The sequence below is a fragment of the Synechococcus sp. W60.3 genome, assembly GCF_047502615.1.
In the GTDB taxonomy this organism is placed as follows: Bacteria; Cyanobacteriota; Cyanobacteriia; order Thermostichales; family Thermostichaceae; genus Thermostichus.
Genome location: NZ_JANSHJ010000026.1, coordinates 7918 through 33540 on the forward strand (window position 1 = coordinate 7918; position 25623 = coordinate 33540).

The following is a 25623-nucleotide window of genomic DNA, read 5'->3' on the forward strand; positions in this document are numbered from 1 at the left end:
ACCAGCAGGCCACCCGCCAGGCGGAGTTGTCCCCACACCCGTGGGGGTGAACCGTCATCGTGCCGGCGCTGGTGGCAGGACGGGTAGGTTGTCCCCACACCCGTGGGGGTGAACCGATCTTGTGGGCCTTTAGACGCGCCGTAACACTCGTTGTCCCCACACCCGTGGGGGTGAACCGAGTGCAGAACCAGCAGGCCACCCGCCAGGCGGAGTTGTCCCCACACCCGTGGGGGTGAACCGTATCGGCGGGGTACGAGGTCGACGTGGATCCGACGTTGTCCCCACACCCGTGGGGGTGAACCGTGAGACAGGAGGCCATCCGCCTGCTCAACCGCGGTTGTCCCCACACCCGTGGGGGTGAACCGCTAGGTTGGCCCCGTGACGGCACAGCCGTGCATCGTTGTCCCCACACCCGTGGGGGTGAACCCAAGTGGACGCCGAAGCTGCGGGAGTTCACCGGCTGTTGTCCCCACACCCGTGGGGGTGAACCGCCAAAGCGCTCTTAGAGAAGGCGAGATGGTACGCGTTGTCCCCACACCCGTGGGGGTGAACCGCTAGGTTGGCCCCGTGACGGCACAGCCGTGCATCGTTGTCCCCACACCCGTGGGGGTGAACCCAAGTGGACGCCGAAGCTGCGGGAGTTCACCGGCTGTTGTCCCCACACCCGTGGGGGTGAACCGCCAAAGCGCTCTTAGAGAAGGCGAGATGGTACGCGTTGTCCCCACACCCGTGGGGGTGAACCAATCTATGAGCCCCCTGGTAGTTCTCCTGCTGTACGTTGTCCCCACATCTGTGGGAGTAGCCGGCTAGACAATTAAGACAATCTCACATCTACCGGGATCCCTTGCCTAGGTGGGCGACACTGGGGTTAGGTCGCAGAAGCGCGATATCTAAGGAGGGGAGTATGAGCAGGAGCTTGCTGGAGCAGTTGCGAGAGATGACGGTGGTGGTGGCCGACACGGGGGATATCAACGCCATCGAGACCTTTAAGCCGCAGGATGCCACCACCAATCCCTCTTTGATTACAGCAGCCGCCCAAATGCCCCAGTACCAGGGCATTGTCGATGAGACCTTGCTCAAGGCCCGCCAAGGCCTGGGATCCAAAGCCGACACCAAAGCCGTGGTGGCCCACGCCATCGACCAACTGGCGGTGGCCTTTGGCGTGCGCATTTTGTCCATCATCCCCGGTCGGGTTTCGACGGAGGTGGACGCCCGGCTCTCCTACGACACAGCAGCCACCGTGGCCAAGGCCCGCCATCTCATCGAGCTCTACAAGGCGGCAGGGGCGGATCCCAAGCGGGTGCTCATTAAGATTGCGGCTACTTGGGAAGGGATCCGCGCCGCCGAGATCCTGGAAAAAGAAGGGATCCACTGCAACCTGACTTTGATGTTTGGCCTGCACCAGGCCATTGCCTGCGCCGAAGCGGGGGTAACCCTCATCTCGCCCTTTGTGGGCCGCATCCTGGATTGGTACAAAAAACACACAGGCCGGGAGAGCTACCCGCCCGCCGAAGATCCAGGCGTGCAGTCGGTAACCCAGATCTACAACTATCTGCGCAAATACGATTACCCAACGGAAGTGATGGGGGCCAGCTTCCGCAACATTGGCGAGATCATCGAGCTGGCCGGCTGCGATCTCCTAACCATCTCGCCGGCTTTGTTGGCGGAGCTGCAAAACACCGAGGGCCACCTGGAGCGCAAGCTGGATCCGGAAAAAGCTAAGAAAATGGATATTCCCCGCCTGGTGATGGATCGGGCCACCTTCGACCAGATGCACCGGGAAAACCGCATGGCCTCGGAAAAACTAGAAGAAGGGATCCAGGGCTTCTCCAAGGCGCTGGAGGTGCTGGAAAAACTGCTCACCGAGCGGCTGCAGAAGCTGGAGGGCGCCAAGGAAACGATTACCCACGCCGCCCAGGATGTCTTCCGCATCTACGACCTGGATGGGGATGGCTTCATCACCCGCGAGGAGTGGATGGGAGCAGATCGCGTCTTCGATGCCCTCGACACTAACCAAGATGGCAAAATCACTCCCGAAGAAATGCTGGTCGGACTGGGGGCAGCCGTTTATCTGAGAAATTAGCCAGGCAAGCAAGCCCTATGGGCGAGAGCTTTCGCCGCTTTGGAGATGCAGTAGCCGCCCTGGAGGCCCAGGCCCGCCGCTGGATTGCCCAGTATCTGCAGGGGATCCCTTACGATCCGCCGCCGGGGCCGGCGGCCAGACAAGTGCTGCACTGGATCGAGACCGACTTGCTCCCTCGGCTGCAGCAAACCCCCCAGGAGCTGAGGCATCTCCTGCACGGGCTCAACGGCGGCTATGTGCCCAGCGGCCCTTCCGGTGCCCCCACCCGGGGCCGGGTGGAGGTGTTGCCCACCGGGCGCAACTTCTACTCGGTGGATATCCGCGCCATCCCTACCCCCACCGCCTGGCAGGTTGGCTCGCTGGCTGCCGAGCGGCTGGTGGAGCGCTACGTGCAAGAGCAGGGGGAATATCCCCGCCACCTGGGCCTATCCGTTTGGGGCACCTCTACCCTGCGCACCGGCGGCGACGACTGGGCCGAGGCGCTGGCGCTCTTGGGAGTCAGGCCCCGCTGGGAGGGGGGACGGGTGGTGGATATTGAGATTTTGCCCGTGGCGGTTTTGGGCCGGCCCCGCGTGGATGTAACCCTGCGCATTTCTGGGTTCTTTCGCGATGCTTTTCCCAACCTGATTGCCCTCTTCGACCGCGCCGTGCAGGCCGTGGCCGCCCTGGAGGAGCCGGAAAGCGACAACCCCCTGCGGGCCCAGGTGCTGGCCGATACCCAGTACTGGCAGGAGCAAGGGATCCCGCCTTCAGAAGCGGCAAAGCAAGCGCGGCTGCGCATCTTTGGCTCCAAGCCGGGGGCCTACGGAGCCGGCCTGCAGGGGCTGATCGAGGCGCAAAACTGGGAAACGGAAGCGGATCTGGCCCGCGCCTACCTCAACTGGAGCAGCTACGCCTACCGGGCCGAGGGCGAAGGAGAGCCGGCCCCCGCAGCCCTGCGGCGGCAACTGGCCCGCCTGCAAATTGTCCTGCACAACCAAGACAACCGCGAGCACGATCTCCTTGACTCGGACGACTACTACCAGTTTCAGGGAGGCATGGTGGCAGCGGTGCGGGCGCTCCAGGGCCGCAACCCCCAGATCTACTTCGGGGATCACGCCCGTCCCCACAACCCCAAGATCCGCACCCTGGCCGAAGAAATCGACCGCGTCTACCGCGCCCGCGTCGTCAACCCCAAGTGGATTGCCGGCGTGATGCGCCACGGCTACAAAGGCGCCTTCGAGATGGCCGCCACCCTGGACTACCTCTTCGCCTACGACGTCACCACCCACGCCGTGCCGGACTTTATGTACGCTGGCCTGGCCCGCGCCTACTTGCTGGATCCCCGGGTGCAGCAGTTTTTGCGCAACCACAACCCTTGGGCGCTGCGGGACATGAGCGAGCGGCTGCTGGAAGCCCACCAGCGGGGCTACTGGCAAGAGCAGGCGCCGGAGCTGGTGCCCCACCTAGAAGCCCTGATGCTGGAGACGGAAGCCCGCCTGGAGGCTACCCAGGGATCCCTGGCGGGGGAAGGTTAAGTTCGGCTAAGATGCTCTCAGCAAACCAGACGCGGAGGGATCCCGATCCATGAGCAAAGCCAAGCTGTTGCGAGAGATTCTGGGGCCCCTGCTGGAAGATTACCGCTACTGGTTTGAGCGCTCTCGTCGCTTTTTGCAAGAAGAAACTTTAGAATTCATCAGCCCAGAGGCGCAGCAGGCCCTCCTGGAGCGGGTTTTGGCTGCCCAAGCGGAGCTCCAGGCAGCGGAAGCCCTCTATCAGTTGTCGGATAATGAAGTTGGCGTTGACCCGGCCCTGATGGCAAAATGGCATCGCCTGCTGATGGAGTGCGCCGAGCTGGGCCGTCGCTTTCGCCAAATTCACCCCTCCTCCGACTCATCTGACCCGTGATGCTGCAGATCCTCTACCTCATCGCTTTTGTGGCCATTGCCTTTGTAGCCCTGCGCAACCTGGTGGCCAACGTGGTTACTCTGAGCAAAGAAGAGCGCAAGGCCTCGCCACGTCGAGGCCGCCGGCAGGTGCCCCACCCAGAGCTGTTGGATGAAGAAGGCAACCTGACGGAAGAGCCCTTGCTGGTCATTCGCTCGGCCAGCTTGGAAGAGGCCCGCAGCCGCCTGGAGGATCTCTACTCTGGCTCTCCCGACGAGGACTAAAAAAGGGAGTTCAAGAGCGGCGCAGGAGCTCCCCCTTTCTCGGTGTCGGCCCGAGTCAGGTGTGGGGGTGAGCAGCCTTTCCTGGATGAAGTTGCAGTAAAACATTTGGCGCCGAGAACTATCCCCAACTCCCCTCTCCCTCAGGGAGAGGGGCCAGGGGTGAGGGCAGCGGCGCGGGGCGCTTGGGTAGGCAGCAAGGTATCTTAATCTTGTCTGAGACAACTGCAGTCAATCTGGTTCTTCACCCAGTGGCCTCTGGAGCTGGCCTGCAGCGTTTGCGCAAACGTCACCAATGGGATCCGATTCCAGTTCCGATTTCGAGGTGGCAGCCGTCCTGGAGGCGGTGCTGAGCAAGCTGAAGGTTTTGGCGGAGACGGGACAGACCTTTGGCCAGCCGATTACCATTGGCGACACAACGATTGTCCCCTACGTGTCGCTCTACTTTGGCGTTGGGGGAGGAGGGGGCCATTTTGGCAAAACGGCCAGCGGCTTTCGCAGCAACGGACGGGATCCGGCCAGCCTGTTTGGCGGAGCGGGGGGCGGGGTGCGCATCGAGCCGGTGGGCTTTTTGGTGATCCGGGGGGAGCGGGTGGAGCTGCTAACCACGGCCCAAAAGCCCAGCCAGTGGAGCCAGCTTGGCGAGACTATAGTTCCCCTGCTGCAGCAGTGGTTGCAAAGCCGGGCCGACAACTCCTCATCCTCAAATGACCAGCCAAATGACTAGCCGCGAATGAAGAGGCGGGATCCCTGGGGGGAGGGCTGCACGTCGATGCGGTGGGGAAAGGCCTCTTGCAGGCTGGGGATGTGGGTGATCACCAGGATGCAGGCAAAGTCGGAGGCAATGGCGTTGATGGCCGCCAGCAACTGGGCCCGCCCGGTGGCGTCCTGGGATCCAAACCCCTCGTCGATGATCAACGTTTGCAGGTCGGATCCCGAGCGCTGGGTAAGCAGGCGGGAAAGAGCCAGGCGGATGGCGAAGTTGATGCGGAAAGCCTCTCCCCCAGAGTAGGTCTCGTAGGGACGGGTGCCGCGGGGATCGGCGATGAGGATGTCGAGGGTCTCGATCAGCTTCTCCGAGCGCCGCCCCGAGCGCTGGGTTACAAAGCGCAGATGGAGGCGGTGTTGGGTGAGGCGGCCCAGGATCTGGTTGGCCTGGGCCTCTAGCTCTGGCAGGACATTTTCGATGATCAGGGCGGGAATGCCGTTGCGGCCGTAGGCGTTGGCCAGCTCCTGGTACACCTGCTGCTGGCGGCGGGCCTGCTGCAGTTGTCGCTCCAGCTCCGTCCGCTCCGCCTGCTGTTCAAGAGCCTGCTGCAGCCGCTGTCGGGCCGCCCCGATTTGAGAAAGCACCAGATCCAGCTCTTGCCGGTTCTCCTGCAGAGCTTGGCGGATCCCTTCTAGATGAGCCGGGGAAACATCGGGGTGCTCGGCCAGTTGTCGCTGCAGCGCTTCCAGCTCTTGGGCAGCCTGGGCAAAGTGTTGCCGGCTTTCCTGCAGGCGTTGGGACAGGGCCTGGCTGCGGGCTGTGGCTTCCGGCAGCTCCTGGCGGGCCATCTGGAGGGCTTGCAGGCGGGCCGGCCACAGTTGCGCCTGGGCCAGTTCTGCTTTTACCTGCTGGTGCAGGGATCCGTCATAGCCAAGGTGGTCCAGCGCCTGCTCGATCTGGGCCAGGCGTTCTGCCAGCGGCGAGTCAGGGGATCCCGCCTGTTGCAGGGCCTCCAGTTGCGCTTGCAGGGAGGCGATTTGCTCGCCTAGGCGGGCGCGGCGCTCCTGGGCTTTGCGCAGCTCGTGGGAGCGGCCCAGGGCCCAGCGCCAGCGCTCCACCTCTCCCCGTTGCAAGGCATGTTCCCGCTCGTCATAGCCCAGCTGCTGCAGGGCCTGTTGGATCTGGGCAAGCTGCTGCCGCGCCTCTTGGGCATAAGCTTCTTGGCTGAGGATCTGCTCCAGTTCTGCGGCTTCTGCCCGCCGCGCCTCCAGTTGCCGCTGCCGCTCCTGCTCAGCCTCCCACTGCTGTTGCAGGCGCCCCTGAAGGTGCAGGCGCTCGTCCCAGGTGGCCAACTCTTGGCCAAGACGCTGGGCTTCTTCCTACAGCAGCCCGATCTCCCGGTCGGCCACCGCCAGTTGCTCGCGGATTACAAACAGCTCGCCAGCAATTTCCTCTTGCCGCTGGCGGTGTTTCTTCAGCACCACTGCCCTCAAGGACGGGCTGAGCGGACGGGCACAGAGAGGGCAAACCCAAATTGGGGCGGTCGGCACTTTGGTGGGCGGTGCTGGCATGGACTCGGCAGGCTGCTCTGAGAAGAGGGGGTCTGCGGTTACTTCGGATCCCGGTTCTGCAGCTCCCTCGGCAATGGCCTTCGCCCCCGTCAAAGCATGGGTGGGACGGCACCGGCCAGAGTCTGGATCCGAAGGGCCCAAGTGATCCGGGCGATCCAGATCTTCTAGCTCTGCAGGATCCAAGCGCTCGGCGTGGAGGGACTCCGCTCCGCTATCGCCAACAGGAAACTCTTCCCAAGGAGCCTCTAGCAGGCGGCAGCGTTCCTCCTCCTGTTGCCACTGGTGCTGGAGAACCCGCTGCCGCTCCTGCAGCTTCTGCACAAAGAGGCGGCGCTCCTGGATTTTTTCCAACACCTGCTGCTGGTAGAGGCGCTGCCGCTCCAGCTCGGCCAGGGCTGCAGCGCTGGCGGCAATTTTCTGGGCCAGGTGCTGCTGCTGTTGGGCCAGGGTTTCCTGGCTTTGCAGGTGCTCCTGGAGGAACTGGAGGCGGGCTTGCAGACGTTCTCCCTCGCGGCGGATCTCCTCCTCCCAGTGCCGTTGTTGCTCCAGGAGGGCAGCGGCTTGGGCCTGGGCCTCGTTTAAGCTTTGCAGGCGCTCCTGGGCTTGCCGGTAGTGGTGGAGGGCGTTTTCGATGCGCTCTCGTTCGGCCAGCACCTGGGCATCGGCCTGGGCTTGGGCCTGGCAGGCGGCCAATTCCTGTTGCAGCCGCTGCATTCTGCGCAGTTGCTGCTGTTGTTGCTCGGCCTGTTGGGCCTGCAGCTTTTGGCGTTCTTGGAGCAGGTATTGCTGTTGCTCGAAGAGGTGGTGAAGATGGCGATCCTGGGCCATCAGGGTTTGATAGCGTTCGTAGCCCGCCAGGATCTCCTCGCTTTGGGCAATCAGCTCTTGCAACTGGAGCAGGTGCTGTCGTTGAGCTCGCCACTGCTGTTCGGTGTGGTGCAGGTTGACGCTGAGCTTGTTCAGGTGCTGGGCAAGCTGCTGGTGGCGCTCCTCCAGGGTGTGGCGATGTTCATAGGCGCGTTCTAGGGCCTGTAATTCCTGCTGCTGTTGGGCCAGGAGCTGTTGCAGATGGATTTGCCGCTGTTGAAGCTGCTCCAGTTCGGCTTGCATCTGCTTGATAGAGACCTGGTGTTGATCCAGCTTGTGCAGGCGCTCTTGGAGCAGGTCGGCTTTGAGCTTGGCGCTGCGGGCCTGTTCGCGGCAACGCTCCGCCAGCAGATCGTACTGCCCCAGCTTGAGCATGTCAGCCAAGATCTGCTTGCGCTCGCCGGGACGCTTCAGGGTAAAGGCATCGGCCTGCCCCTGCCGCAGGTAGGCCGAGTGAACAAAGGTATCGTAGTCGAGGCCGAGCTGATTTTGGATGGCCTGTTGGGTGGCACGCAGGCCGCGGCGGGTGAGGCTGCGCCAACGGGCTTGGCCGTCGCTTTCTCCAGTTTGAATTTGCCACTCCAGGGATCCTTCCCCCGCGAGGTGGCGACTGCGCAGGACGCGGTAGGTTTGCCCCCGCGAGCGGTAGACCACCTCCACCCAGGTTTCGCTGGCCCCCTTGCGGATGAGATCGCTGTCGTTGCTGGCCCGGCTCTGTCCCCAGAGGCCCCAGGTAAGGGCGTCGAGCAAAGCCGATTTGCCCGCCCCGTTGGGGCCGCAAATGCAAGCGGTGTGGATCCCGCGCAGATCCAAAACCGCCTGAGAGTAGCAGAGAAAATTGTGTAAGGTCAGGCGAACTGGGATCACAAGGGCGGCTCTGGTCGCTGCAAAGCAATGGCGATGAGCCATTTGCTCCAGTTTATGAAGTTATTGGCTAGATCCCAAGTTTTGCCACAGCCAGAAAACGGTTGTCCCACCGCCCTGAGCCCACCAGGGAAACTGGCACTGCTGCTGAGGCGGAGCAACCCGAAGGAGCAAGTGCGGTTGCGGAACCAGTAACTAAGAGTTCCTAGGCTTACTGCTGGGCCGGAGCAAGCTATAGCTAGGGGGAGTACGTCCATCTGCCCTCCTCGCCAGCCGGGATCCCGGGAGACAGCCATCCAGAACCTAGTTGGCCCACTGCGGAGCGAGGGGGATGTTAGAACGGGGAAGGCGGAACACCAGATGGCGGAGTGATAGAGCTATGAAGGAAGACTGGGCAAAACGGTTGCGCAACAGTTTAGTTGCCGTGGTGGCCGTGCTCCTGGCGGCAGGCTTGTTTTTAGCCAATCAAGCTCGTCAGGCTGGCACCAGCTTGGCTGACTTGGCTGCAGAGGCAGTGTCCTGGGAGGAAGCGCAGGCCAACGGCAAGCCTTCTCTGGTGGAGTTTTACGCCGATTGGTGCACCACCTGCCGAGCGATGGCACCTCTCCTGGCCAGCCTGAAGAAAGAATTTGCCGATCAGGTGAACTTCGTCATGCTGAACGTGGACAACCCCAAGTGGCTGCCGGAGTTGAGCCGCTACCGGGTGAACGGGATCCCTCACTTTCTCTTTTTGGATGGTCAAGGGGAAGTGCTGGGATTTGCCATCGGAGAGCAGCCTGCCGCCATTTTGCGGGGCAATGTGTTGGCTCTGGCAACTGGGCAGCCCCTGCAGTTGACCAATGCCGGACAGGTGTCTGAGTTGGATCGGGGCAGGCCTGTCCTCCCGCATCAGGCGGATCCGCGCAGCCATGGATAGAGACCTAGGAGCTCCCAGTTGTCGGGCTTGAGGCTCCCAACTGTCCCTCTAAGCCGCCCACTGGTCTTGCCAGTTAACCGCTCCCTGAGTTGCGCCCGCCCCCCTCTCCCACGCCGCTGAGGACGGATGTTCTCCACCGGGAAAACCAGCGCCTACCTCTTCCAGGTGGGGGAGTCCCCGCGGTTGAGGATCGCCAAGCAGCGACTGTCTCGGCAGCGTCGAGGTAAGGCCAAACTTCTTCGGTTAGGCTTGGGCAGCCTGCAGCCGCAGGTGCTGAACTAGAGCCTGTAGGCCCAATAGGTAGCTGTGGGCTCCAAATCCACTGATTTGGCCGATGGCTACAGCAGCAATGTAGGAGTGTTGCCGGAAAGGTTCGCGGCGATAGATATTGCTCAGGTGAACTTCCACCGTGGGCAGCCCTACGGCAGCAATGGCATCCCGCAGAGCGATGCTGGTGTGGGTGTAGGCGCCAGGGTTGATGAGGATGCCGGAGTGCTGCTGGCGAGCCCGGTGAATGGCATCGACCAACACCCCCTCATGGTTAGACTGCAGGATCTCCAGCTTTGCCCCAAGAACTTCTGCCTGCTGGTGGAGCGCCCGATCGATCTGTTCTAAGGACACCGAGCCGTAGATGCCTACTTCTCGCACCCCCAGCAAGTTGAGGTTGGGGCCGTGCAGAACCAGAAGGCTTAGGAGCTCGCCAGCGGAAGCAATGGCAGTCGGATTAACGACGACGATGGGATCCATTTTCTACGGGAATGGGAGCAGGTTGGGGCTGAGGACTTCCCAGAAGAGTATCAATCACACGTTCCACCCATTCGCGGATCTTTTCGAGAACTTTTTCTACCCAATCCATCCGACCTGCCTCGTAGGAGTTACAGAGCCATCAACGGAGCTTGACCAATGGATCTCCATGATAGCGCTTTTTCCCGACAAGCGTGGAAATGCCATCGGACTAGTAAAGGGCGCTCAGGAGCACGATATCCACGACCAGGAGGGCACCTGCAAAGGCCAGCAGGCTGCGCACAATTTGACGCTCTTGTTTGGAGCGATGGGATCCGCCAAGGCGGAGCCAGCGGAGAGAGTTGGGGAGGCGGTACAGCATAGCAACAGTCGATGGGATCCTAACTTAGGAGCGCCAATGCCCCAAGGTGATCATGCCCCATTCTGTGAGCTTCGGATCCCGGCGGACTTCCCCACGCTGGGGGGGAATACCAGCGTGGCTATGGGGACCAATTCCTTTTAGAGTGGGGGTTAGGCCATTTTTGTTGTCGATGACCACTCCTCTAACTCAAGCCGAAACCGTTTTTCAGCGTTGCTGGGATCACTGGCAAGCTCTGGCCAGCCGTCAGGATCTGCAGCCGGAGTTCAAAGCTTTATCCACTCTGCGCAAGCGTCTTGTCACTCGGGTGTTTTCCATTGCGGTGTTTGGTCTGGTCAACCGCGGCAAGTCGGCTGTCTTGAACGCCCTGACCGGCGAGGCCCGCTTGGAGGTAGGGCCCCTCAACGGGGTGACGCAACAGCCGCAATCGCTGCTGTGGCAGCCGGGGCCGGGGATCCCTTGGCAGGTACGGTTCATCGATACGCCCGGCTTGAACGAGATCAACGGAGAAGCCCGCGAACAGTTGGCCTGGGAGGTGGCCCGCGCCGCCGACTTGATCCTGTTTGTCATCGCCGCAGACCTGACCCAGTTGGAGTACCAGGCTCTGTTGGAGCTGCGCACCCTGCACAAGCCCATCCTGCTGGTGTTGAACAAGTGCGATCTCTATTCGGAAGCCGAGTTGCAGGCCATTCGCGCCCAGATCAGCCGCCACTTGGGCTGGGTGTTGCCGCAGGAGATCTTGACGGTGGCCGCCCGTCCCAAGCCCACTAAGGTGCGCACCCACTGGCCAGATGGCCGCATCACCTTGGAATGGGAGCGGCCCGCACCCCAGATCGAGGCCCTGCGAGGGCGCATTGTGGAAATTTTGCAGGCAGAGGCGGGATCCCTCTTGGCCCTCAATGTGCTGAAGCGGCTGGAGCACCTCCAGGCCCAGCTCTGGCAAAAGCAGTGGCAGCACCACGCCCGCTTTGTCGAGCAATGGGGCACGGCCTGCGCCCTCGGCAAGGGGATCGCGGTGGGCTTGGCGCCACTGGGGCTAGATCTGCTGTTGGCGCCGCTACTGGATGGGCTGTGGCTGTTGGGCCTGGGAATGCGGCTGCGACTGCCCTGGGGATCCTTACGGGAGGCGCTGGGATCCGCCCAGGAGGGGCTGTGGCGACTGCTGCTGCTCAATGGGGCGCTGCTGCTTTTGGCCGAGGGGGTGAGCTCTTGGCTGTGGGGAGGCTGGAGCAACAGCCTCTTGCCGGGTCTGGTGGCGGGGGCGAGTTTGTACCGCTTGGGATCCCTGGCGCCACGGGTGTTGCTCCGGTTTGCCCCAGAGGGGTTCGGCCTAGGGGCCCTCTTGCGGGATCTCATCAGCAGCCAAGAGCTGGCTGAAAAGGCCTAGGGTTCCTCTTCCCGGCCATCCTGAGCCATTTCGGCGGCGTGGTAGGAGCTGCGCACCAGGGGCCCAGAGCGCACCTGGCGAAACCCCATCTGGAGGGCAATCTGGCCCAGCTCGACAAACTCCTCCGGCGTCCAGTAGCGCTGCACCGGGCGATGGGCCAGGGAAGGCTGCAGATACTGCCCCAGGGTGAGCCGGTCACAGCCTACCGCCAGCAGATCTCGAAAGGTTTCCAGCACTTCTGCGCGGGTCTCGCCGTGCCCCAGCATCAGGCCGGACTTGGTGGGCAGGCCGGGATCCAGCTCCTTCACCGTTCGCAAAACCCGCAACGACAGGTCGTAGCCAGAGCTGCGCCGCACCGCCTGCGACAGCCGGCGCACCGTTTCGATGTTGTGGTTGTAGCAGGTCGGTCGGGCCGCCACCACACGGGCAATGCAGTCGCGCTCCCCGCGAAAATCGGGGGTGAGCACCTCGATCTGGATCCCAGGGCAGCGCCGCCGAATCGCTTCCATCACCTCCACGAAGCGGCCGGATCCCTGGTCGGGCAGGTCGTCGCGAGCTACCGAGGTGAGCACCACATAGCGGAGCCCCAGCAGCTCAACGGCCTCAGCCACCTTTTCCGGCTCCTGCGGATCCAACGGCGCGGGCCGCCCGCTAGCCACCTGACAAAAGGAACAGGCGCGGGTACAGATCCCGCCCATCAGCAGGAAGGTGGCAGTCTTTTGGCTGTAGCATTCGGCCCGATTGGGACAGCGCCCCTCTTCGCAGATGGTGTGCAGGCCCCGCTGCTTGATCACCTGCTGCACTGCCGAGATATCGCTGGCCTTGCCGATAGAGCGCTTGACCCAACTGGGAAGAGAGCTAACAGGCATGGGAGGACGAGAAAGAAGAGATAGCGTCCATTGTGGCATGGACGCCTTCCAGATCGATCGCCCTTGGCCGGAAAAGGGCTAGGCCACCTGAGGAGAGGTTAGCATCTGGTTGACGATGCGCTGCACAATTTGAAAGCCAGTCGCCGCCTGCCAGCCCAGGATCCCCAAAATCACCAAATTCAGCAGGAGGTGGACATTGCGAGCCCAGGCCTTTTGGCCATCCTTCATCAGGGGCGCCAAAGCCGCAGAGCTAGCCACCAAGGCCACAATGCCCAATCCCGCCAGCAAGTGGGGGCCAACAAACAGCTTGCCGTTGTTGAGGTAGGTCACCCCCATGCCGCCCAGGGCCCCGAACACCATCAACAGCAAGAACAGGGATCCCGCAAGAAAGTGCCGCTGGCCAAACTTACCCTTGACGAGTTCTTTGCGCTCTTGTGCAGAAGCAGTGCGCAGCCGTCGCACCTGCAGGCCCAGGTAAAGAGCGTAGAGAGCTAGGGCAAAGGCGAAAATCATCAGCACAGGGTGAAAGAAGGGCAAAGCCAGCTTCAGCCATTGGGGAAGTTGAATGCTGTTCATAGGGATTGCGCAACGAAGAGGAGGCTGCCCCTAAATTAACACAAATTTAAAAAACTTCTGTCGCGGCACGGGCGCGTGTGGACTCCGGGAGTGGGAGCCCTATCTGCATCAGATGCTGGTAGAAATGGATTTGCCATTGGCAGCGGGCCAGATGATGGGCTTTGCGACTTGGGTAACGCTGCGGATCCCAATTCCAGTAGCAGTCTTCCAACCAGTCTTGCAAGAAGCCATCCCCAATTTCAGGGTAAGCAGTTGGAGCCTTGATCAGGAGGGGCTTTGTGGCGCTTTTCGGTAACCGTGGATCCCTTTTAGCTTTTTTCCGGTAGCTCGATTGCTGTTGCCTTTTCGGCGTTGCTGCCTGCCCTCTGGGCTTGGGTCGAGGGTGGAAACCGTCCTTGCGCACAAGGCGTTCTTCCTCCCTCCGTAAGCCTGGCCGAGGAGGGATCCCTTGGCGCGCCCCGATACCGTGATGTCTCCCCTTCGTCCGCTGCCACCCCCCGCCTCAAGATCCAAGCCACAGGGCATAATGGGCTAGCAACTTCTTTTGAACAGGGATCCGCAGCAGCATGGGACGGGCAAAGAAAGTGGTATTGGCCTATTCGGGGGGCGTCGATACTTCCGTCTGCATCCCCTATCTCAAGCACGAGTGGGGGGTGGAATCGGTGGTCACCCTGGCGGTGGACTTGGGTCAGGGGGCGGAGCTGGAGGCCATTCAAGCCAAGGCCCTGAGGGCCGGGGCCGAGCAATCCCTGGTGCGGGAGGCCGTCCAGACCCTGATTGCCGACTACGCCTTCCCCGCTATCCAGGCCAATGCCCTCTACGAGCAGCGCTACCCTCTCTCCACTGCCCTGGCCCGGCCCCTGATCGCCCAGCTGTTGGTGGAGGTGGCCGAAGAGGTGGGCGCCGACGCCGTGGCCCACGGCTGCACCGGCAAGGGCAATGACCAAGTCCGCTTCGACCTGGCCATCGCCGCCTTGAACCCCAAGCTCAAGGTGCTGGCCCCGGCGCGCGAGTGGGGCATGACCCGCGAGGAGACCATCGCCTACGGCGAGCGCTACGGCATCCCTATGCCAGTACAAAAATCCAGCCCCTACAGCATCGACCTCAACATCCTGGGCCGCAGCGTCGAAGCCGGGATCCTGGAGGACGCCGACCAAGAGCCGCCGGAGGAAGTCTACGCCCTCACCCGCTCTATTGCTCAAACCCCCGACGAGCCCGCCTACGTGGAGATCGCCTTTGAAGAGGGGATCCCGGTGGAGCTGGACGGGCAGCGCCTCGGCCCCAGAGCCCTCTTCGAGCGGCTCAACGCCTTGGCCGGCAGCCACGGTGTCGGTCGCATCGACATGATCGAGGATCGGCTGGTGGGGATCAAGTCGCGCGAGATCTACGAGTGCCCGGCCCTAACGGTGTTGATCCAGGCCCACCGCGAGCTGGAGAGCCTCACCCTCACTCGCGAGGTCCTCCACTACAAGTACGGCATCGAGACCACCTACAGCCAGTTGGTCTACAACGGCCTCTGGTACTCGCCACTGCGGGAGGCCCTGGACGCCTTCATCCGCACCACCCAAAAAAGCGTTACCGGCGTGGTGCGGATGCGCCTGCACAAGGGCCAGGCGGTCTGCGTGGGCCGCCGCTCCCCTTACTCCCTCTACAACGCGGAGCTGGCCACCTACGGGGAAGGGGATCAATTCGACCACCGGGCTGCCGAAGGCTTCATCTACATCTGGGGCCTGCCTACCCGCACTTGGGCGCAGGTGCACCGCGGCAGTGGTGCTTGAACTCTACCGCCAGGCAATTTGTCCATCCGGGGTGCTGGTCAACCGGCTAGCCTGCTGGGGGGGAGGTGTCAAGCCGCTTGCCTGCTGGCACGACGGCGCAGGTGGGCCAGGTTTGCCACCGCGGAGGTGAGGGGCTCTCTCTAGGTTCCTGCCGTCCAGGTGTTGCCGTACTCGATCTGCTCCGGGGTAAGGCTGTCGATGGAGATCCCCATGGCTTTGAGCTTGAGGCGGGCGATGGCCTCGTCGATCTCTGCCGGAATGGGGTGCAGCCCTGGCGCCAGGCGGCCACGGTTTTTCACCAGGTACTCGCAGGCCAGGGCCTGGTTGGCAAAGCTCATGTCCATGACGCTGGCGGGATGGCCTTCGGCGGCAGCCAGGTTGATCAGCCGGCCCTCTCCCAGGACGAACACCGATTTGCCCGACTGGAGACGGTATTCTTCCACAAAGGGGCGCACCGTCTGCCGGGAAACCGTCCGCTCTTGCAGCGCCACCAGGTCGATCTCGATGTCGAAGTGGCCGGCGTTACAGACCATCGCCCCATCTTTCATACGGTCGAAGTGCTCGCCGCGGATGACGTGCTTGTTGCCGGTGACGGTGATGAACAGATCCCCCAGGGAAGCGGCCTCGGCCATGGGCATAACCCGAAAGCCGTCCATCACCGCCTCCAGGGCCCGCACCGGGTTGACCTCGGTCACGATTACCTGGGATCCCATGCCGCGGGCCCGCATCGCCACCCCCTTGGCGCACCAGCCGTAGCCGGCCACCACCACCGTTTTTCCGGCCAGAAGAATGTTGGTACAGCGCAGGATGCCGTCCAGGGTGGATTGGCCGGTGCCGTAGCGGTTGTCGAACAGGTGCTTGGTCTCGGCATCGTTGACGGTCATCACCGGGAAGCTGAGCACCCCCGCCTTAGACATGGCCCGCAGGCGCACCAGGCCGGTGGTGGTCTCTTCCGTGGTGCCGATGATCTCCGGGAGCTGCTCCTGGCGATGCTGCACCAGCTCCGCCGTCACATCGCCGCCGTCGTCGATGATCAAGTTGGGACGGTGATCCAAGGCAATTTGCACATGGCGGCGGTAGGTTTCCACATCTTCCCCCTTGATGGCAAAGACCGAGATGCCGTAGTCGGCCACCAGACTGGCGGCCACATCGTCTTGGGTGGAGAGGGGGTTGCTGGCGATGAGGACGCTCTCCGCTCCCCCTGCCTGCAGCGCCAAGGCCAGATTGGCCGTCTCGGTGGTGACATGGCAGCAGGCCACCAGGCGCAGGCCGGCCAGGGGCTTTTCTTGGGCAAAGCGCTCCCGGATCTGGGCCAGCACCGGCATCTCCCGCGCCGCCCACTGGATCCGTTGCCTGCCCAGAGAGGCGAGGCCCAGGTCTTTAACTTCGTGCTTGGGGAGAGACAGGGTGGCGCTGGTCATCGAGAAGGCTCCAAAGAGAGTTGTCGAAAAAGGATAGAGGTTCAGCCGAGCTACACGGCCAGAGAGAGGGAGTTTCAGGCCGTTACAATGTCGGCAAGAGGGACAAACAGATGTCAACAGACCTGAACTATTCTGCCACAAGGGATCCCTTTTCGGCGCTGGGGCTGGACGTGGGCAACCGCCGCATCGGCGTGGCCGGCTCCGACGGGCTGGGGCTGCTGGCCACGGGGCTGGGGGTGATCCGGCGCCGTTCCCTGCCGGAAGATATCGCCCAAGTGCAGGCGTGGATCCGCCGCCGCCAAGCCACCGTGGTGGTGGTCGGGATCCCGCTTTTGGCGGATGGATCGGTGGGATCCCAGGCCCGCAAGGTGCAGCGGTTTGTGCGGGCGCTGCAGGCGGCCGTGGATTTGCCGGTGGTTACGGTCAACGAGTACCTGAGCACCGTACAGGCGGAGTGGGATCTGCGCCAGGCCGGGATCCCGGCTAAGGCCCAGAAAGCGCTTATCGACCAGCAGTCGGCGGCAGTGATTCTCCAAACTTGGCTGGACGAGCGGCGCTATTCCCAGAGCTCAAAAGCGCCCTGCAGATAGTCTGCCAAGGCGTAGCTCACCCCTTCCTTGCCCGGTCGCTGTTCCACCAGCGCGACATCAAAGCGACAAGCTAGTTCAGCAAGATCAGGGTGCTGGCTCAAGAAAGCTTGGGCGGCCCGGATTAGGCGCTGCTGCTTTTGGATCCCAACCGCCAAAAGCCCCTTTTGATCCCAGCCCTGGCCACTGCGGGTTTTCACTTCCACAAAAATCAACTCCCCTGCCCTAGAGGCCACCAGATCCAGCTCTCCCCAACGACAGCGCCACTGTTGCGCCAGGATCTGCCAGCCTTGCTCCTCCAGGTACTGCCGCACACAAGCTTCGCCAGCCTCGCCCATGTTTTGGAGAGAAGTTCGCTTGGGCAAGGGATCCCCAGCCTACCTAGATACAAACTCCTCGAAGGAACTATTCAGAATCGCTCCCCCCTTGGCCCTAGTGGGCAGAGCCGTTGCCGTGATATTTATCGGTGTCGTAAAAGCCGTTGCGGGTGCCGAAGTAAAAACTTGCCAAAGAGAGGGCAAAAGCAACCCCCACCAAGACTAGCTTTGCATCCACGTGGCCTTCTCCTGATTTCCTCCTGAACCGTAACCATGATAGCCTGTCTCTCCTGCATAGCCCTCTTGTGGGAAGCAGCATCAACATCGGCAAGGCAGGGATCCCAAAGGCCTACGGGCGCGAACGGAGAGCTTTCCTGGATGAGCTGAGCATGCTACCATTCAGGCTAGAAAGGGAGTAGTCAGGCGGCTTACCGCCCTCTGCATCGACATACTGGCTAAAAGCAGCCCGGTGCCAGAGACAAGGCAAGCCCATTGTCTTGCCTTGGTGACGAGACTTTCACTGAGTTCACGCGGAGGTGAGCTTGGTGAGTCCGTCTGACTTTCCCAGCCTTCACCTCTAGGTGTGAAGCGATTCCACACACAAGAGAGGTTGGAGGCTAAACGATGTGGGCTGGTTTTGCGTCAAGTTTGCTGTTGGTTACGGTAGCAGAGTTTGGGGATAAAACCTTTTTTACCCCCCTGATTCTGGCTATGCGGCACCCACGCCGCTGGGTCTTCTTGGGAACGTGGCTGGCTTTGGCCGCGATGACCTTGCTGGCTGTGGTGGCCGGGAAAGTGCTTTTTGAGCTGCTGCCACCCCTGGGCGTGCGAGTGCTATCGGCTGGAGTTTTCGCGGCTTTTGGGCTAAGAATGCTCTGGCAAGCTTACCAAATGACTCCCCAGCAGGAGAAGGAAGAAGAGGAAGAAGCCCTCAGGCTGGTGGAGCAAGCCGAAGCAAAAGGCGCTGGCCGCGGCGGGGCTTGGGCCATTGTGTGGGAAGCCTTTAGCTTGACGGCCTTGGCCGAGTTCGGGGATAAAACCCAGATTGCCACCGTCTCCTTGGCAGCCACCCACCCGGGATTGAGTGTCTGGGCAGGGGCCACCCTCGGCCATGGGCTGATGGTGGGGTTGGCGGTGGTGGGCGGTCGCTTCTTAGCAGCCCACATCTCTGAACGGGCCGTGCATTGGGTGGGGGGCGGCTTGTTTCTGCTGTTTGCGTTGGTAACCAGTTGGGAATTGTTAGGATAAACAACTGTAGTTATTTCAAAGAGCAATGAAACAGCTCGTTGCGTCAGCTCGTTGCGTCAGTGGAGCCGAGCACTGGAGGAGCGTCTTAATCGGGTTTGAAACAACCATACCCGTAGGAGCTGCTCCCGCTTGGACTGCAAAATCTCCTCTCGCTTCATGGCGCGAAGGTCCGCTCTTTGTTGAGCTGGGCACATTCTGCCTTTTGGCTGCAGAACTCCCATGAAGTCGGAAAAAAAGTTCGGATTATCCAAATTCCTGTTCGATAATTCGCCATCTGGCAGTAATCACTCCTGGCTCCAGGCTGAGGCGGCTGACGACAAGTTCTAGAGCCTGGTCGTCGCGGGTTTGGGTGACCAGCTCCGCTTCAACTTTGACCAGGTCGGGTTTGTCTTCTAGGTCTTCGCTGTAGAGGGCTCGCAATTTGAGATGGGTGGGCGCTATGCCCTGCAGCAGCAGGGCGCGCAGGTGGGCTTCCGCATGGCTTTTGCAGATAAATGAACACTCATAGACCAGTTCCAGCTCCGTGCCTTTGAGGGGCTGTTGGTTGATGCGGTAGCCCAGGGGGCGCAGCAGAATGTTGGCGATCAACACGGCTCCTGCCCCAATGGTGGCTTGGGGAATGTACCCTGATCCGGCAAAAGCCCCTACGGCTGCTGCACACCAGATGGTGGCAGCGGTGTTCAAGCCGCGCACGCTGGCCCCCTCTTTGAGGATCACGCCCCCGGCCAAAAAGCCGATCCCCGACACCACCTGGGCGGCAATGCGAGTTGGACTGCTTTCATCAGGGGTGAGCACTGAGAGCATGACAAACAAGGCTGCGCCAGTGGCCACCAAGGTGTTGGTGCGCAGGCCGGCCATGCGCTGCCGCCACTGGCGCTCCAGCCCGATAAGGGATCCCAAGATAAAGGCAACCGTTAGGCGGAAGGTGAAGTCAATCCAGGTCATAGGGCATGCTCCAGTTGCCGTGGAGGAGTGAGGGCTAGCCGGCCACATCTGGGATCCCCAGGGCTTTGGCCTCCTGTTCCAGAGCCTGCCAGAGGGTTTCCAGTTGAGCAAAGGCCACTTCTGGGGCCAGCTTACCACCCGTTTCTAAAGCGCAGGTTATGCTGACTCGATGGGCGTAGCGCTGCAGCAGCAACCGGAACTGAGCTGTGGTGGAAGGAGCTTTCAAAGTCATGGCACACCTCCTGAACGAATAATCGGATTCAATCTGAATCCAGCTCCCCCAGGTCGGGGGTAGCCTGGGAGCCAAAGTTGGACTGCAAGGCGAAGAGAGCAGCCTCAGAACTCGACTTCAACGCCGACCAGCCAAGCTACCAAGGTGAAATACACCCAGAGGCCGGTGAAATCTTTGATGGTAGTGATGAAAGGGTCTGCTCCGGGAGCGTGGTCAAAGCCCAGCTTTAACATCACCCAGGGCAAAATGGCGCCCAAGATAGCCCCCAAAGTGAGGACAATGGCCAGAGCCAAGCCCACCGCTAGACCCAATTGTGGGATCCCATTGGGTGCCCCCTGCCAGAAGTAGGCAATCACCCCAGCCGTGGCCCCCAGGATCACACCGATAATGCCACCAATGCTGGCTTCCCGCAGCAAATAGGGGAGAAACTGCCGCACGTTGATGTGGCCCCAAGCCAAGCCACGGGCAAAGATGGTCGTAGATTGGGTACCGACATTGCCGCCCATATCCATGACCAAGGGGATGAAAATAGCCGCTGCCGTTACTGATTGCAACACTTCCTCAAAGGTTTCGATCACTCCCCCCACCACCATGCCGCCAATCAAGGTGATGATTAAAAACGTGATGCGCAGGCGGACGGCATACCAACGGGAGCCTTTAACCAGGCGCTCGCTCCAAACCTTGTCTCGGCTGAGCAAGCTAGCCACCCCTGCCTGGGCCAGAGCAGCATCCGTAGCCTCTTCTTCCACCAAATTGATCACATCTTCAAAGGTGATATCTCCCACCAAGCGTCCTTCACTGTCGACCACCGGAATAGCCGGCAAGCCCGAATCCTTGAGCAAACGAGCTGCCTGGAGATCCCGGTCGGTAACCCGAGCAAAAATATCCGATCCCTCAATCAGCTCCCGAATGGGCAAATCCGGATCTGCTTTCACGAGGCGCACGGTGCGAACCAAACCTTTGTAGAACCGCTGATCGTCCACCACAAAAATCACATCCAGCTCATCGTCTCTCAGTTGAGAGTCCCGCACGCTGGCCAAAGCTGCCCCGACGGTGAGGGTATCGCGCACCGCCAAGTAGCGCAGGTTCATCAGCCGACCGGCACTGCGCTCCGGGTAGTTCAGCAGGATATTCACGGCTTCGCGGGCTTCTGGGCTGAGGTTGGCAATGAGGCGCTTGGTTACTTTGGCCGGCAACTCCTCAAACAGACGTACCCGCTCATCAGGTGGCAGAGCTTCTATGAGCTGGATCACTTCTGGGCTTTCCATGCTGCGAATGAGATCGGCCTGCTCTTCGGGCCGCAGATACTCAAATACCGCCATGGCCTTGTCTTTTTCCAGCAACCGAAAAGCCAGTACCCGCTGCCGAGGTGAAATCTCCATCAACTGCTGCACCAGCTCGGCAATGGGAGCGCGGTTGGCCTCTCGCTTGGCGGCTTCCAAAGAGGCAGGAGAGAGAAGATCGCGAAGAATGTTTTGCTGCATAACAAACCTCCAAAGGTTGGAGTCAGCCGGATAAAAGACCCGGAGGGCAACGACCAACCCCTGCCCCGAGGCTCATGGGAGCCCTGAAGCTGAACGCCTCTCAACGTCTTAGGCCCGACTCGACGCCCACAAGCCCAAGTCGATAAAAGGGAATCCAAAGGGCTCCCCCTGGCCCACGAACAACAAATACAAAACCCAAGGCTAGGGGAAGTCCCCTTTGAAGCACTCCTGCTTTTCCCTTTTCCGATGCTCAGGTCGAGCTCTGCTCAGCCCATCTGTTCGTCGCCGACCGAGAGAGCCACCCAAGCCAGAAGCTATTTGAGAAAGCTCTCCTGTCCCTTCGCGTTGGCGAAACTGGATCCTCTCAAGCGACGACTGAGGCTGTCAGCGGGAAAATGGAAGGCACCAGGAAGGCGCAGATCTCCAAGGACTTGAGCTCCTAAGAGCGATCTCCGCTGGCCGGTGCTACAACTGCCAGAAGCGTCCATGTTGTTGAACGTTTTCCTCCGAAAGAGTTGAACCGGAACAACCCGGACAGCCCGAAGAGAATCTCTTCAGCCCTTTTTAGGCTAGTTGCAGGAAGGGGATCCCGTCAACCTTTTTCTGGCATATTCGGTGAACGATCAGCGGAGCAGATGGGGAGTTAAGATCGGGGTAAGCGAACAAGAGAGCACAACCTCTTCCGGGTTCTGCTCGCAGCCTGACTGAGTAGAGTCCCCATCCTGGCAGCTTGTGACCTTGGGAAAACGCTGCCCTATGCTGCCTGTGTTTTTAAGAGGCTCACCCCAATGAGCTGCGCGGAGTGGATCAGCTCTTTCCAGCCTCTACAGGTGCCGCTGCCCATGAGCCTATGGCCACCCTTCCCCTGGTTTCTGTGATCTTGGGTACGCGGCCCGCAGCCATCGAGCTGGCTCCGGTGATCCAGGCCCTGCGGGCCAGTCCCCACCTGCACACAAAAGGATAGCTTGGTAGCCCCGCACTTGAGTGCAGGGCGGAAAAGCCCGCTAGCCACTTTAGTCGCTTACCCATGATGGGGGTCGTTGATATAGTTTCATAGCTCAAACAACCTCTTCCTGACTTCTCCTACCAAGACCTTTTTCCTTCTCTTTGGCCAAAAAATGAGATAAACAACCGCTAGCCCCACAGCATGGTTGTAGTGATTGTACCGTTGACTTTCCTCTCGCATTATCGCTTACTCATGTCAGACTGTAGTTATCATACTGCTCATCAACAATGATGGAGTACGGCTGTCAGCAGGTTCGAGTCAAGAACAGGGAGCTAGTCCCCCTATTAGAGTTGTGTCAACAGTCTAATAAGCAACTGTGCTCTGTACGATGCGAGACAAGTCTATTTCAAAACGAAGCGATGGGCAAGCTATGGTGAGCTTTGCGCTGAAATGGTGAGAACCAAAAACAAGCACTTTATCGCAATGTATGTTTCCGCCGCACAACAGACGTGTAAGTCTGTAGCTGAGGCACTCAGTAGCTCTAAGAAAAAGCTGAGGCTCTCCTGGCAAGAAGGAATGAGTTTAAGACCAAACCTGCCGCGCTACCGTAAGAAGGGGATGTTCTCAGTAGCATACCCGAAAAAGTGGCTTAAGTTCCAAGAAGCAAAAGTCAGAGTGCCGCTCGGCAACCAGGTCAAAGCTTGGTTTGGAATAGACGCTTTCTGGATACGATTTCCTACCAATACCAATCCCCTCAACTGCCAACCTCGACCGGAGAGATACCTATGTCTACCCAGTTGACGCCGCGGTTTGCCGAGGCCATGCGCTACGCCTACCGCTGGCATGCCGCTCAAACCCGCAAGGGAACAAGGATCCCCTACCTCAGCCACCTGCTGGCGGTGGCGTCCATCGCCCTGGAGCATGGCGCCGACGAAGATGAGGCCATTGCTGCCCTCCTCCACGACAGCCTGGAGGATGGCCCCCGCTACAGCGGCGAGCCGCGGGCTCAGATTGAACGGGAGCTGCGGGAGCACTTCGGAGAACGGGTGCTGCAGATCGTCCTGGGATGCACGGACACCGACAGCGATAGCTCCCTGGGCGAGCCCAAAGAAGACTGGAAAGAGCGCAAAGTGGCCTATCTCAAGCACTTGGAAACCGCAGATGCCTCGGTTTTGCTGGTGGCCGCCTCCGACAAGCTGCACAACGTCCGCTGCATCCTACGCGACTTTCGCCAACTGGGGGATCAGCTCTGGGAGCGCTTCTCCGGCGGCAAAGAGGGATCCCTGTGGTACTACCGGTCGCTGGCGGAGATCCTGGGGCGACGGCTGCCTTCTAGGCTGGCAGTGGAGTTCCAAGAGCTGGTGGTCGAGTTGCAACGGGCAGCCGGGTCGGGGCCGGCAACAGCTTGACAGAGACGACCAGGGCTGAAGAAAATGCTGAGGGCAGCTTTCTCTCTTGCACTCTTCAGGTCACCTGTCTATGGTTCTCGCTGTTGGCACCGTTGCTCCAGGGTTCAACACGACCGACACCCACGGCAACCAAGTTTCTCTGGCTGATTTTACCGGGAAAACCGTTGTCCTCTACTTTTACCCTAAAGACGACACCCCTGGCTGCACCAAAGAGGCCTGCGGCTTCCGCGACGCCTACGCTGATTATCAAAGCAAAAACGTGGTGGTGTTGGGGGTGAGCATGGACGACCAGGCCTCTCACCAAAAGTTTGCCGAGAAGTACAACTTGCCTTTCCCTCTGCTGGTGGATACCAGTGGGGTGATCGCCCGCGCCTACGATGTGGATGGAGGCGGCTACGCCAAGCGGGTGACCTACGTCATCGACGCCGAGGGCAAAATTGCCAAGGTCTATCAGAACATCAACACCGAAACCCACGCCCGCGATATTTTGGCCGACTTGGGTTTGTAGAAGCGCTGCCTCTTTTCAGTACTCCTCGCTAGATCCCGGCCTTTGCGCATGAACGACGACATTCCGGTCGCCCGTCGCCAGTCCACTCCGGCGAAAAAAGCGCAAAGTTCGGTGCCTGCCCTGAGGTCCCGTCTAGTCTTGGGCCTGGTGCTGGTTGGGCTAGTGCTCCTGGCGGGTTGGGGGATAGAGAAGTTACCGGGATCCCAGCAGGCGGCGGATCCCCAAGTTCTGGAGGAAGCCGGTCAGCCCTCTCTGCCGCAGCCAACTGTGCAGAATGGGCGACCTTCTCTGTTGGGGCACTATGCCTATTCCGAAGCCCCTGCAGACAGCTTGCGGGTGGTGGGCAGCTACCGTGGTCGAGAGGTGCGCCTGCGCCAGGCGGCTGCCGAGAGCTACCTGCGCATGAGTGAAGCAGCCCAAGCCGACGGGATCCGCCTTGTCCCTATCTCTGGGTTTCGCTCGATAGCGGAGCAGGAGTTTTTGTTTTTTCAACTGGCCCAATCGCGAGCCTTGCGACCGGAAGAACGGGCTGCGCTCAGCGCTCCCCCCGGCTACAGCGAGCACCACACCGGCTACGCCATTGATATTGGCGATGCCCAGTTTCCTCAGTGGGACACTCAAGAAGCCTTTGAGACCACCCCTGCCTTCCGGTGGCTGGAGAGAAATGCCGCCCGTTTTGGCTTTGAGCTGTCTTTCCCCAGAAACAACCCTCAGGGGGTGAACTACGAACCTTGGCACTGGCGCTTTGTGGGCGACCGCCACAGCCTGGAGACCTTCTACAAGCGCTAACACCTCCCCTCTCCCCTTGGGAGAGGGGACGGGGGTGAGGGATCGAAAAGCGGATGACGCGATTCGAACGCGCGACCGTCTCGTTGGCAACGAGAAGCTCTACCACTGAGCTACATCCGCATCGGACATCTATCATGGCAAGTTTTGCGGTCGTTTGTCAAGCCAGGGATCCCTGGCGCATTTTGTTCCAGAATGAGAGAAGTTTATCTTTCTTTGCAGTTGCCTCAGCCTTTGGCTGAGCTCATTTGAGGGGATCACGATGCGGGTAGCCATTATCGGGGCCGGGTTGGCCGGCTTGGTCACAGGGGTGGATTTGGTGGAAGCGGGGCACCAGGTGCAGATCTACGAGGCGCGGCCCTTTGTGGGCGGCAAGGTGGGCTCCTGGCAGGATGCCGAGGGCAACCACATCGAGATGGGGCTGCACGTTTTTTTCTGCAACTACAGCAATTTGTTTGCCCTGATGAAGAAGGTGGGAGCCTACGAGAACCTGCTGCCCAAGCAACACACCCACACCTTTGTCAACCGCGGGGGGCAGGTGGCCAGCCTCGATTTTCGCTTCCCGCTAGGGGCGCCCTTCAACGGCCTCAAGGCTTTTTTTGCCACCGAGCAGCTCTCTTGGGCCGATAAGCTGCGCAACGCCCTGGCGCTGGGCACTAGCCCTCTGATTCGCGGCCTGCTGGACTACGAGGGGGCGATGCGGCAGATTCGCGCTTTGGATCGGATAAGCTTTGCCGAGTGGTTCCGCCGCCACGGGGGATCCGAGGCCAGCCTGAAGCGGATGTGGAACCCGATTGCCTATGCCCTGGGCTTCATCGATACGGAGCAGATTTCCGCCCGCTGCATGCTGACCATTTTTCAGATGTTTGCC

25 protein-coding genes, 1 tRNA gene, 2 pseudogenes and 1 CRISPR repeat array are annotated in these 25623 nt (G+C 60.9%); of the genes and pseudogenes, 14 read left to right on the plus strand and 14 right to left on the minus strand.

Annotated elements, in window-relative coordinates; genetic code table 11:
• Window positions 1-25 precede the first annotated feature (25 nt).
• Window positions 26-742: a CRISPR direct-repeat array (repeat unit 28 nt; unit sequence GTTGTCCCCACACCCGTGGGGGTGAACC).
• A gap of 162 nt (window positions 743-904) precedes the next feature.
• From NW846_RS09585 to NW846_RS09605, 5 genes and pseudogenes are all read left to right on the plus strand, one after another.
• Entirely contained in the window at window positions 905-2083 is a 1179-nt protein-coding gene (locus NW846_RS09585) for a transaldolase (protein WP_414346870.1), read from the plus strand.
• A 26-nt stretch (window positions 2084-2109) separates the two neighbouring features.
• Window positions 2110-3600 (plus strand): annotated as a pseudogene (locus NW846_RS09590) (cobaltochelatase subunit CobN); the annotation flags it as partial.
• A 49-nt stretch (window positions 3601-3649) separates the two neighbouring features.
• The gene (locus NW846_RS09595; RefSeq protein ID WP_011429617.1) at window positions 3650-3970 is read left to right on the plus strand and encodes a DUF2605 domain-containing protein; all 321 of its coding nucleotides are present in this window, start codon (window positions 3650-3652) and stop codon (window positions 3968-3970) included.
• Window positions 3970-4233: a DUF2973 domain-containing protein gene (locus NW846_RS09600; RefSeq protein WP_041438126.1), complete on the plus strand. Its 264-nt coding sequence runs from the start codon at window positions 3970-3972 to the stop codon at window positions 4231-4233. Before NW846_RS09595 ends, NW846_RS09600 begins: the two co-directional genes overlap by 1 nt.
• Before the next feature lie 292 nt (window positions 4234-4525).
• The gene (locus NW846_RS09605; RefSeq protein ID WP_011429615.1) at window positions 4526-4957 is read left to right on the plus strand and encodes a GerW family sporulation protein; all 432 of its coding nucleotides are present in this window, start codon (window positions 4526-4528) and stop codon (window positions 4955-4957) included.
• Here NW846_RS09605 and NW846_RS09610 read toward each other — a convergent pair.
• Window positions 4954-6291 carry an SbcC/MukB-like Walker B domain-containing protein gene (locus NW846_RS09610; RefSeq protein WP_414515844.1) on the minus strand — a complete coding sequence of 446 codons (1338 nt, stop codon included), beginning with the start codon at window positions 6289-6291 and terminating at the stop codon, window positions 4954-4956. The genes NW846_RS09605 and NW846_RS09610 overlap by 4 nt on opposite strands.
• A 27-nt stretch (window positions 6292-6318) precedes the next feature.
• Window positions 6319-8244 (minus strand): AAA family ATPase, encoded by a 1926-nt coding sequence (locus NW846_RS09615; RefSeq protein ID WP_414515846.1) that lies wholly within the window; start codon window positions 8242-8244, stop codon window positions 6319-6321.
• A 376-nt stretch (window positions 8245-8620) separates the two neighbouring features.
• Between NW846_RS09615 and NW846_RS09620 the strand changes: the two genes are divergently transcribed.
• Window positions 8621-9157: a thioredoxin domain-containing protein gene (locus NW846_RS09620; protein WP_011429613.1), complete on the plus strand. Its 537-nt coding sequence runs from the start codon at window positions 8621-8623 to the stop codon at window positions 9155-9157.
• 243 nt (window positions 9158-9400) lie between these two features.
• Here NW846_RS09620 and aroQ read toward each other — a convergent pair whose 3' ends face one another.
• Together aroQ and NW846_RS09630 are read right to left on the minus strand one after the other, a co-directional pair.
• Entirely contained in the window at window positions 9401-9904 is a 504-nt protein-coding gene (gene aroQ / locus NW846_RS09625; RefSeq protein ID WP_011429612.1) for a type II 3-dehydroquinate dehydratase, read from the minus strand.
• A gap of 208 nt (window positions 9905-10112) precedes the next feature.
• Complete coding sequence (locus tag NW846_RS09630) at window positions 10113-10262, minus strand: hypothetical protein (protein ID WP_011429610.1); 150 nt, start codon at window positions 10260-10262, stop codon at window positions 10113-10115.
• A gap of 169 nt (window positions 10263-10431) precedes the next feature.
• Here NW846_RS09630 and NW846_RS09635 point away from each other — a divergent pair, with 169 nt between their 5' ends.
• Window positions 10432-11646 (plus strand): Era-like GTP-binding protein, encoded by a 1215-nt coding sequence (locus NW846_RS09635; RefSeq protein WP_011429608.1) that lies wholly within the window; start codon window positions 10432-10434, stop codon window positions 11644-11646.
• On the opposite strand, the gene lipA is transcribed toward NW846_RS09635, so the two are convergent.
• Together lipA and NW846_RS09645 are read right to left on the minus strand one after the other, a co-directional pair.
• Window positions 11643-12515, minus strand: coding sequence for a lipoyl synthase (lipA, locus tag NW846_RS09640; protein WP_011429607.1), 873 nt, complete (start codon window positions 12513-12515; stop codon window positions 11643-11645). The genes NW846_RS09635 and lipA overlap by 4 nt on opposite strands.
• 78 nt (window positions 12516-12593) lie before the next feature.
• Window positions 12594-13091 carry a DUF4079 domain-containing protein gene (locus NW846_RS09645; RefSeq protein WP_011429606.1) on the minus strand — a complete coding sequence of 166 codons (498 nt, stop codon included), beginning with the start codon at window positions 13089-13091 and terminating at the stop codon, window positions 12594-12596.
• 566 nt (window positions 13092-13657) lie between these two features.
• Here NW846_RS09645 and NW846_RS09650 point away from each other — a divergent pair.
• On the plus strand, window positions 13658-14869 hold the full coding sequence (locus tag NW846_RS09650; protein WP_011429604.1) for an argininosuccinate synthase: 1212 nt from the start codon (window positions 13658-13660) through the stop codon (window positions 14867-14869).
• Between the two features lie 140 nt (window positions 14870-15009).
• Here the strand turns inward: NW846_RS09650 and ahcY are convergent, their stop codons facing one another.
• Window positions 15010-16290 carry an adenosylhomocysteinase gene (gene ahcY, locus NW846_RS09655; protein ID WP_011429603.1) on the minus strand — a complete coding sequence of 427 codons (1281 nt, stop codon included), beginning with the start codon at window positions 16288-16290 and terminating at the stop codon, window positions 15010-15012.
• A gap of 110 nt (window positions 16291-16400) precedes the next feature.
• On the opposite strand from ahcY, the gene ruvX reads away from it, so the two are divergent.
• Window positions 16401-16880 (plus strand): Holliday junction resolvase RuvX, encoded by a 480-nt coding sequence (gene ruvX, locus NW846_RS09660; protein WP_011429602.1) that lies wholly within the window; start codon window positions 16401-16403, stop codon window positions 16878-16880.
• Here the strand turns inward: ruvX and NW846_RS09665 are convergent.
• Together NW846_RS09665 and NW846_RS09670 are read right to left on the minus strand one after the other, a co-directional pair.
• Window positions 16847-17215: a YraN family protein gene (locus NW846_RS09665; RefSeq protein WP_049749715.1), complete on the minus strand. Its 369-nt coding sequence runs from the start codon at window positions 17213-17215 to the stop codon at window positions 16847-16849. The genes ruvX and NW846_RS09665 overlap by 34 nt on opposite strands.
• Before the next feature lie 94 nt (window positions 17216-17309).
• Window positions 17310-17432 (minus strand): hypothetical protein, encoded by a 123-nt coding sequence (locus tag NW846_RS09670; RefSeq protein ID WP_041438124.1) that lies wholly within the window; start codon window positions 17430-17432, stop codon window positions 17310-17312.
• A gap of 386 nt (window positions 17433-17818) precedes the next feature.
• On the opposite strand from NW846_RS09670, the gene NW846_RS09675 reads away from it, so the two are divergent.
• Window positions 17819-18442 (plus strand): TMEM165/GDT1 family protein, encoded by a 624-nt coding sequence (locus NW846_RS09675; RefSeq protein WP_414515848.1) that lies wholly within the window; start codon window positions 17819-17821, stop codon window positions 18440-18442.
• Between the two features lie 243 nt (window positions 18443-18685).
• Here NW846_RS09675 and NW846_RS09680 read toward each other — a convergent pair whose 3' ends face one another.
• The 4 genes and pseudogenes from NW846_RS09680 to NW846_RS09695 all read right to left on the minus strand — a co-directional run.
• Window positions 18686-19387: an MgtC/SapB family protein gene (locus NW846_RS09680; RefSeq protein WP_011429571.1), complete on the minus strand. Its 702-nt coding sequence runs from the start codon at window positions 19385-19387 to the stop codon at window positions 18686-18688.
• 34 nt (window positions 19388-19421) lie between these two features.
• Entirely contained in the window at window positions 19422-19619 is a 198-nt protein-coding gene (locus tag NW846_RS09685) for a hypothetical protein (protein WP_099812376.1), read from the minus strand.
• Between the two features lie 104 nt (window positions 19620-19723).
• A complete protein-coding gene (gene mgtE / locus NW846_RS09690) occupies window positions 19724-21103 on the minus strand; it encodes a magnesium transporter (protein WP_414515850.1) in 1380 nt (459 codons plus the stop codon).
• 1054 nt (window positions 21104-22157) lie between these two features.
• Window positions 22158-22289: pseudogene (locus NW846_RS09695) on the minus strand (IS200/IS605 family transposase); the annotation flags it as partial.
• 545 nt (window positions 22290-22834) lie between these two features.
• Here NW846_RS09695 and NW846_RS09700 point away from each other — a divergent pair.
• The 3 genes from NW846_RS09700 (at window position 22835) to NW846_RS09710 (ending at window position 24755) form a co-directional block, all read left to right on the plus strand.
• Window positions 22835-23458 carry an HD domain-containing protein gene (locus NW846_RS09700; protein WP_011429568.1) on the plus strand — a complete coding sequence of 208 codons (624 nt, stop codon included), beginning with the start codon at window positions 22835-22837 and terminating at the stop codon, window positions 23456-23458.
• A 70-nt stretch (window positions 23459-23528) separates the two neighbouring features.
• On the plus strand, window positions 23529-23966 hold the full coding sequence (locus NW846_RS09705; RefSeq protein ID WP_011429567.1) for a peroxiredoxin: 438 nt from the start codon (window positions 23529-23531) through the stop codon (window positions 23964-23966).
• 48 nt (window positions 23967-24014) lie between these two features.
• Window positions 24015-24755, plus strand: coding sequence for a D-alanyl-D-alanine carboxypeptidase family protein (locus NW846_RS09710; RefSeq protein ID WP_099812378.1), 741 nt, complete (start codon window positions 24015-24017; stop codon window positions 24753-24755).
• Window positions 24756-24803: 48 nt separating this feature from the next.
• On the opposite strand, the gene NW846_RS09715 is transcribed toward NW846_RS09710, so the two are convergent.
• A tRNA-Gly gene (locus NW846_RS09715) sits at window positions 24804-24875 on the minus strand.
• Between the two features lie 139 nt (window positions 24876-25014).
• Between NW846_RS09715 and NW846_RS09720 the strand changes: the two genes are divergently transcribed.
• Window positions 25015-25623 (plus strand): FAD-dependent oxidoreductase (locus NW846_RS09720; RefSeq protein WP_414515853.1); only part of this gene is annotated, 609 nt, incomplete at its 3' end.

What these genes read in the sequence shown, in the direction of transcription:
- NW846_RS09585 (WP_414346870.1), top strand. Translation starts at nt 905, where the DNA reads ATGAGCAGGAGCTTGCTGGAGCAGTTGCGAGAGATGACGGTGGTGGTG.
- NW846_RS09595 (WP_011429617.1), top strand. Translation starts at nt 3,650, where the DNA reads ATGAGCAAAGCCAAGCTGTTGCGAGAGATTCTGGGGCCCCTGCTGGAA.
- NW846_RS09600 (WP_041438126.1), top strand. Translation starts at nt 3,970, where the DNA reads ATGCTGCAGATCCTCTACCTCATCGCTTTTGTGGCCATTGCCTTTGTA.
- NW846_RS09605 (WP_011429615.1), top strand. Translation starts at nt 4,526, where the DNA reads ATGGGATCCGATTCCAGTTCCGATTTCGAGGTGGCAGCCGTCCTGGAG.
- NW846_RS09620 (WP_011429613.1), top strand. Translation starts at nt 8,621, where the DNA reads ATGAAGGAAGACTGGGCAAAACGGTTGCGCAACAGTTTAGTTGCCGTG.
- aroQ (WP_011429612.1), bottom strand. Translation starts at nt 9,904, where the DNA reads ATGGATCCCATCGTCGTCGTTAATCCGACTGCCATTGCTTCCGCTGGC.
- NW846_RS09630 (WP_011429610.1), bottom strand. Translation starts at nt 10,262, where the DNA reads ATGCTGTACCGCCTCCCCAACTCTCTCCGCTGGCTCCGCCTTGGCGGA.
- NW846_RS09635 (WP_011429608.1), top strand. Translation starts at nt 10,432, where the DNA reads ATGACCACTCCTCTAACTCAAGCCGAAACCGTTTTTCAGCGTTGCTGG.
- lipA (WP_011429607.1), bottom strand. Translation starts at nt 12,515, where the DNA reads ATGCCTGTTAGCTCTCTTCCCAGTTGGGTCAAGCGCTCTATCGGCAAG.
- NW846_RS09645 (WP_011429606.1), bottom strand. Translation starts at nt 13,091, where the DNA reads ATGAACAGCATTCAACTTCCCCAATGGCTGAAGCTGGCTTTGCCCTTC.
- NW846_RS09650 (WP_011429604.1), top strand. Translation starts at nt 13,658, where the DNA reads ATGGGACGGGCAAAGAAAGTGGTATTGGCCTATTCGGGGGGCGTCGAT.
- ahcY (WP_011429603.1), bottom strand. Translation starts at nt 16,290, where the DNA reads ATGACCAGCGCCACCCTGTCTCTCCCCAAGCACGAAGTTAAAGACCTG.
- ruvX (WP_011429602.1), top strand. Translation starts at nt 16,401, where the DNA reads ATGTCAACAGACCTGAACTATTCTGCCACAAGGGATCCCTTTTCGGCG.
- NW846_RS09665 (WP_049749715.1), bottom strand. Translation starts at nt 17,215, where the DNA reads ATGGGCGAGGCTGGCGAAGCTTGTGTGCGGCAGTACCTGGAGGAGCAA.
- NW846_RS09675 (WP_414515848.1), top strand. Translation starts at nt 17,819, where the DNA reads ATGTGGGCTGGTTTTGCGTCAAGTTTGCTGTTGGTTACGGTAGCAGAG.
- NW846_RS09680 (WP_011429571.1), bottom strand. Translation starts at nt 19,387, where the DNA reads ATGACCTGGATTGACTTCACCTTCCGCCTAACGGTTGCCTTTATCTTG.
- NW846_RS09685 (WP_099812376.1), bottom strand. Translation starts at nt 19,619, where the DNA reads ATGACTTTGAAAGCTCCTTCCACCACAGCTCAGTTCCGGTTGCTGCTG.
- mgtE (WP_414515850.1), bottom strand. Translation starts at nt 21,103, where the DNA reads ATGCAGCAAAACATTCTTCGCGATCTTCTCTCTCCTGCCTCTTTGGAA.
- NW846_RS09700 (WP_011429568.1), top strand. Translation starts at nt 22,835, where the DNA reads ATGTCTACCCAGTTGACGCCGCGGTTTGCCGAGGCCATGCGCTACGCC.
- NW846_RS09705 (WP_011429567.1), top strand. Translation starts at nt 23,529, where the DNA reads ATGGTTCTCGCTGTTGGCACCGTTGCTCCAGGGTTCAACACGACCGAC.
- NW846_RS09710 (WP_099812378.1), top strand. Translation starts at nt 24,015, where the DNA reads ATGAACGACGACATTCCGGTCGCCCGTCGCCAGTCCACTCCGGCGAAA.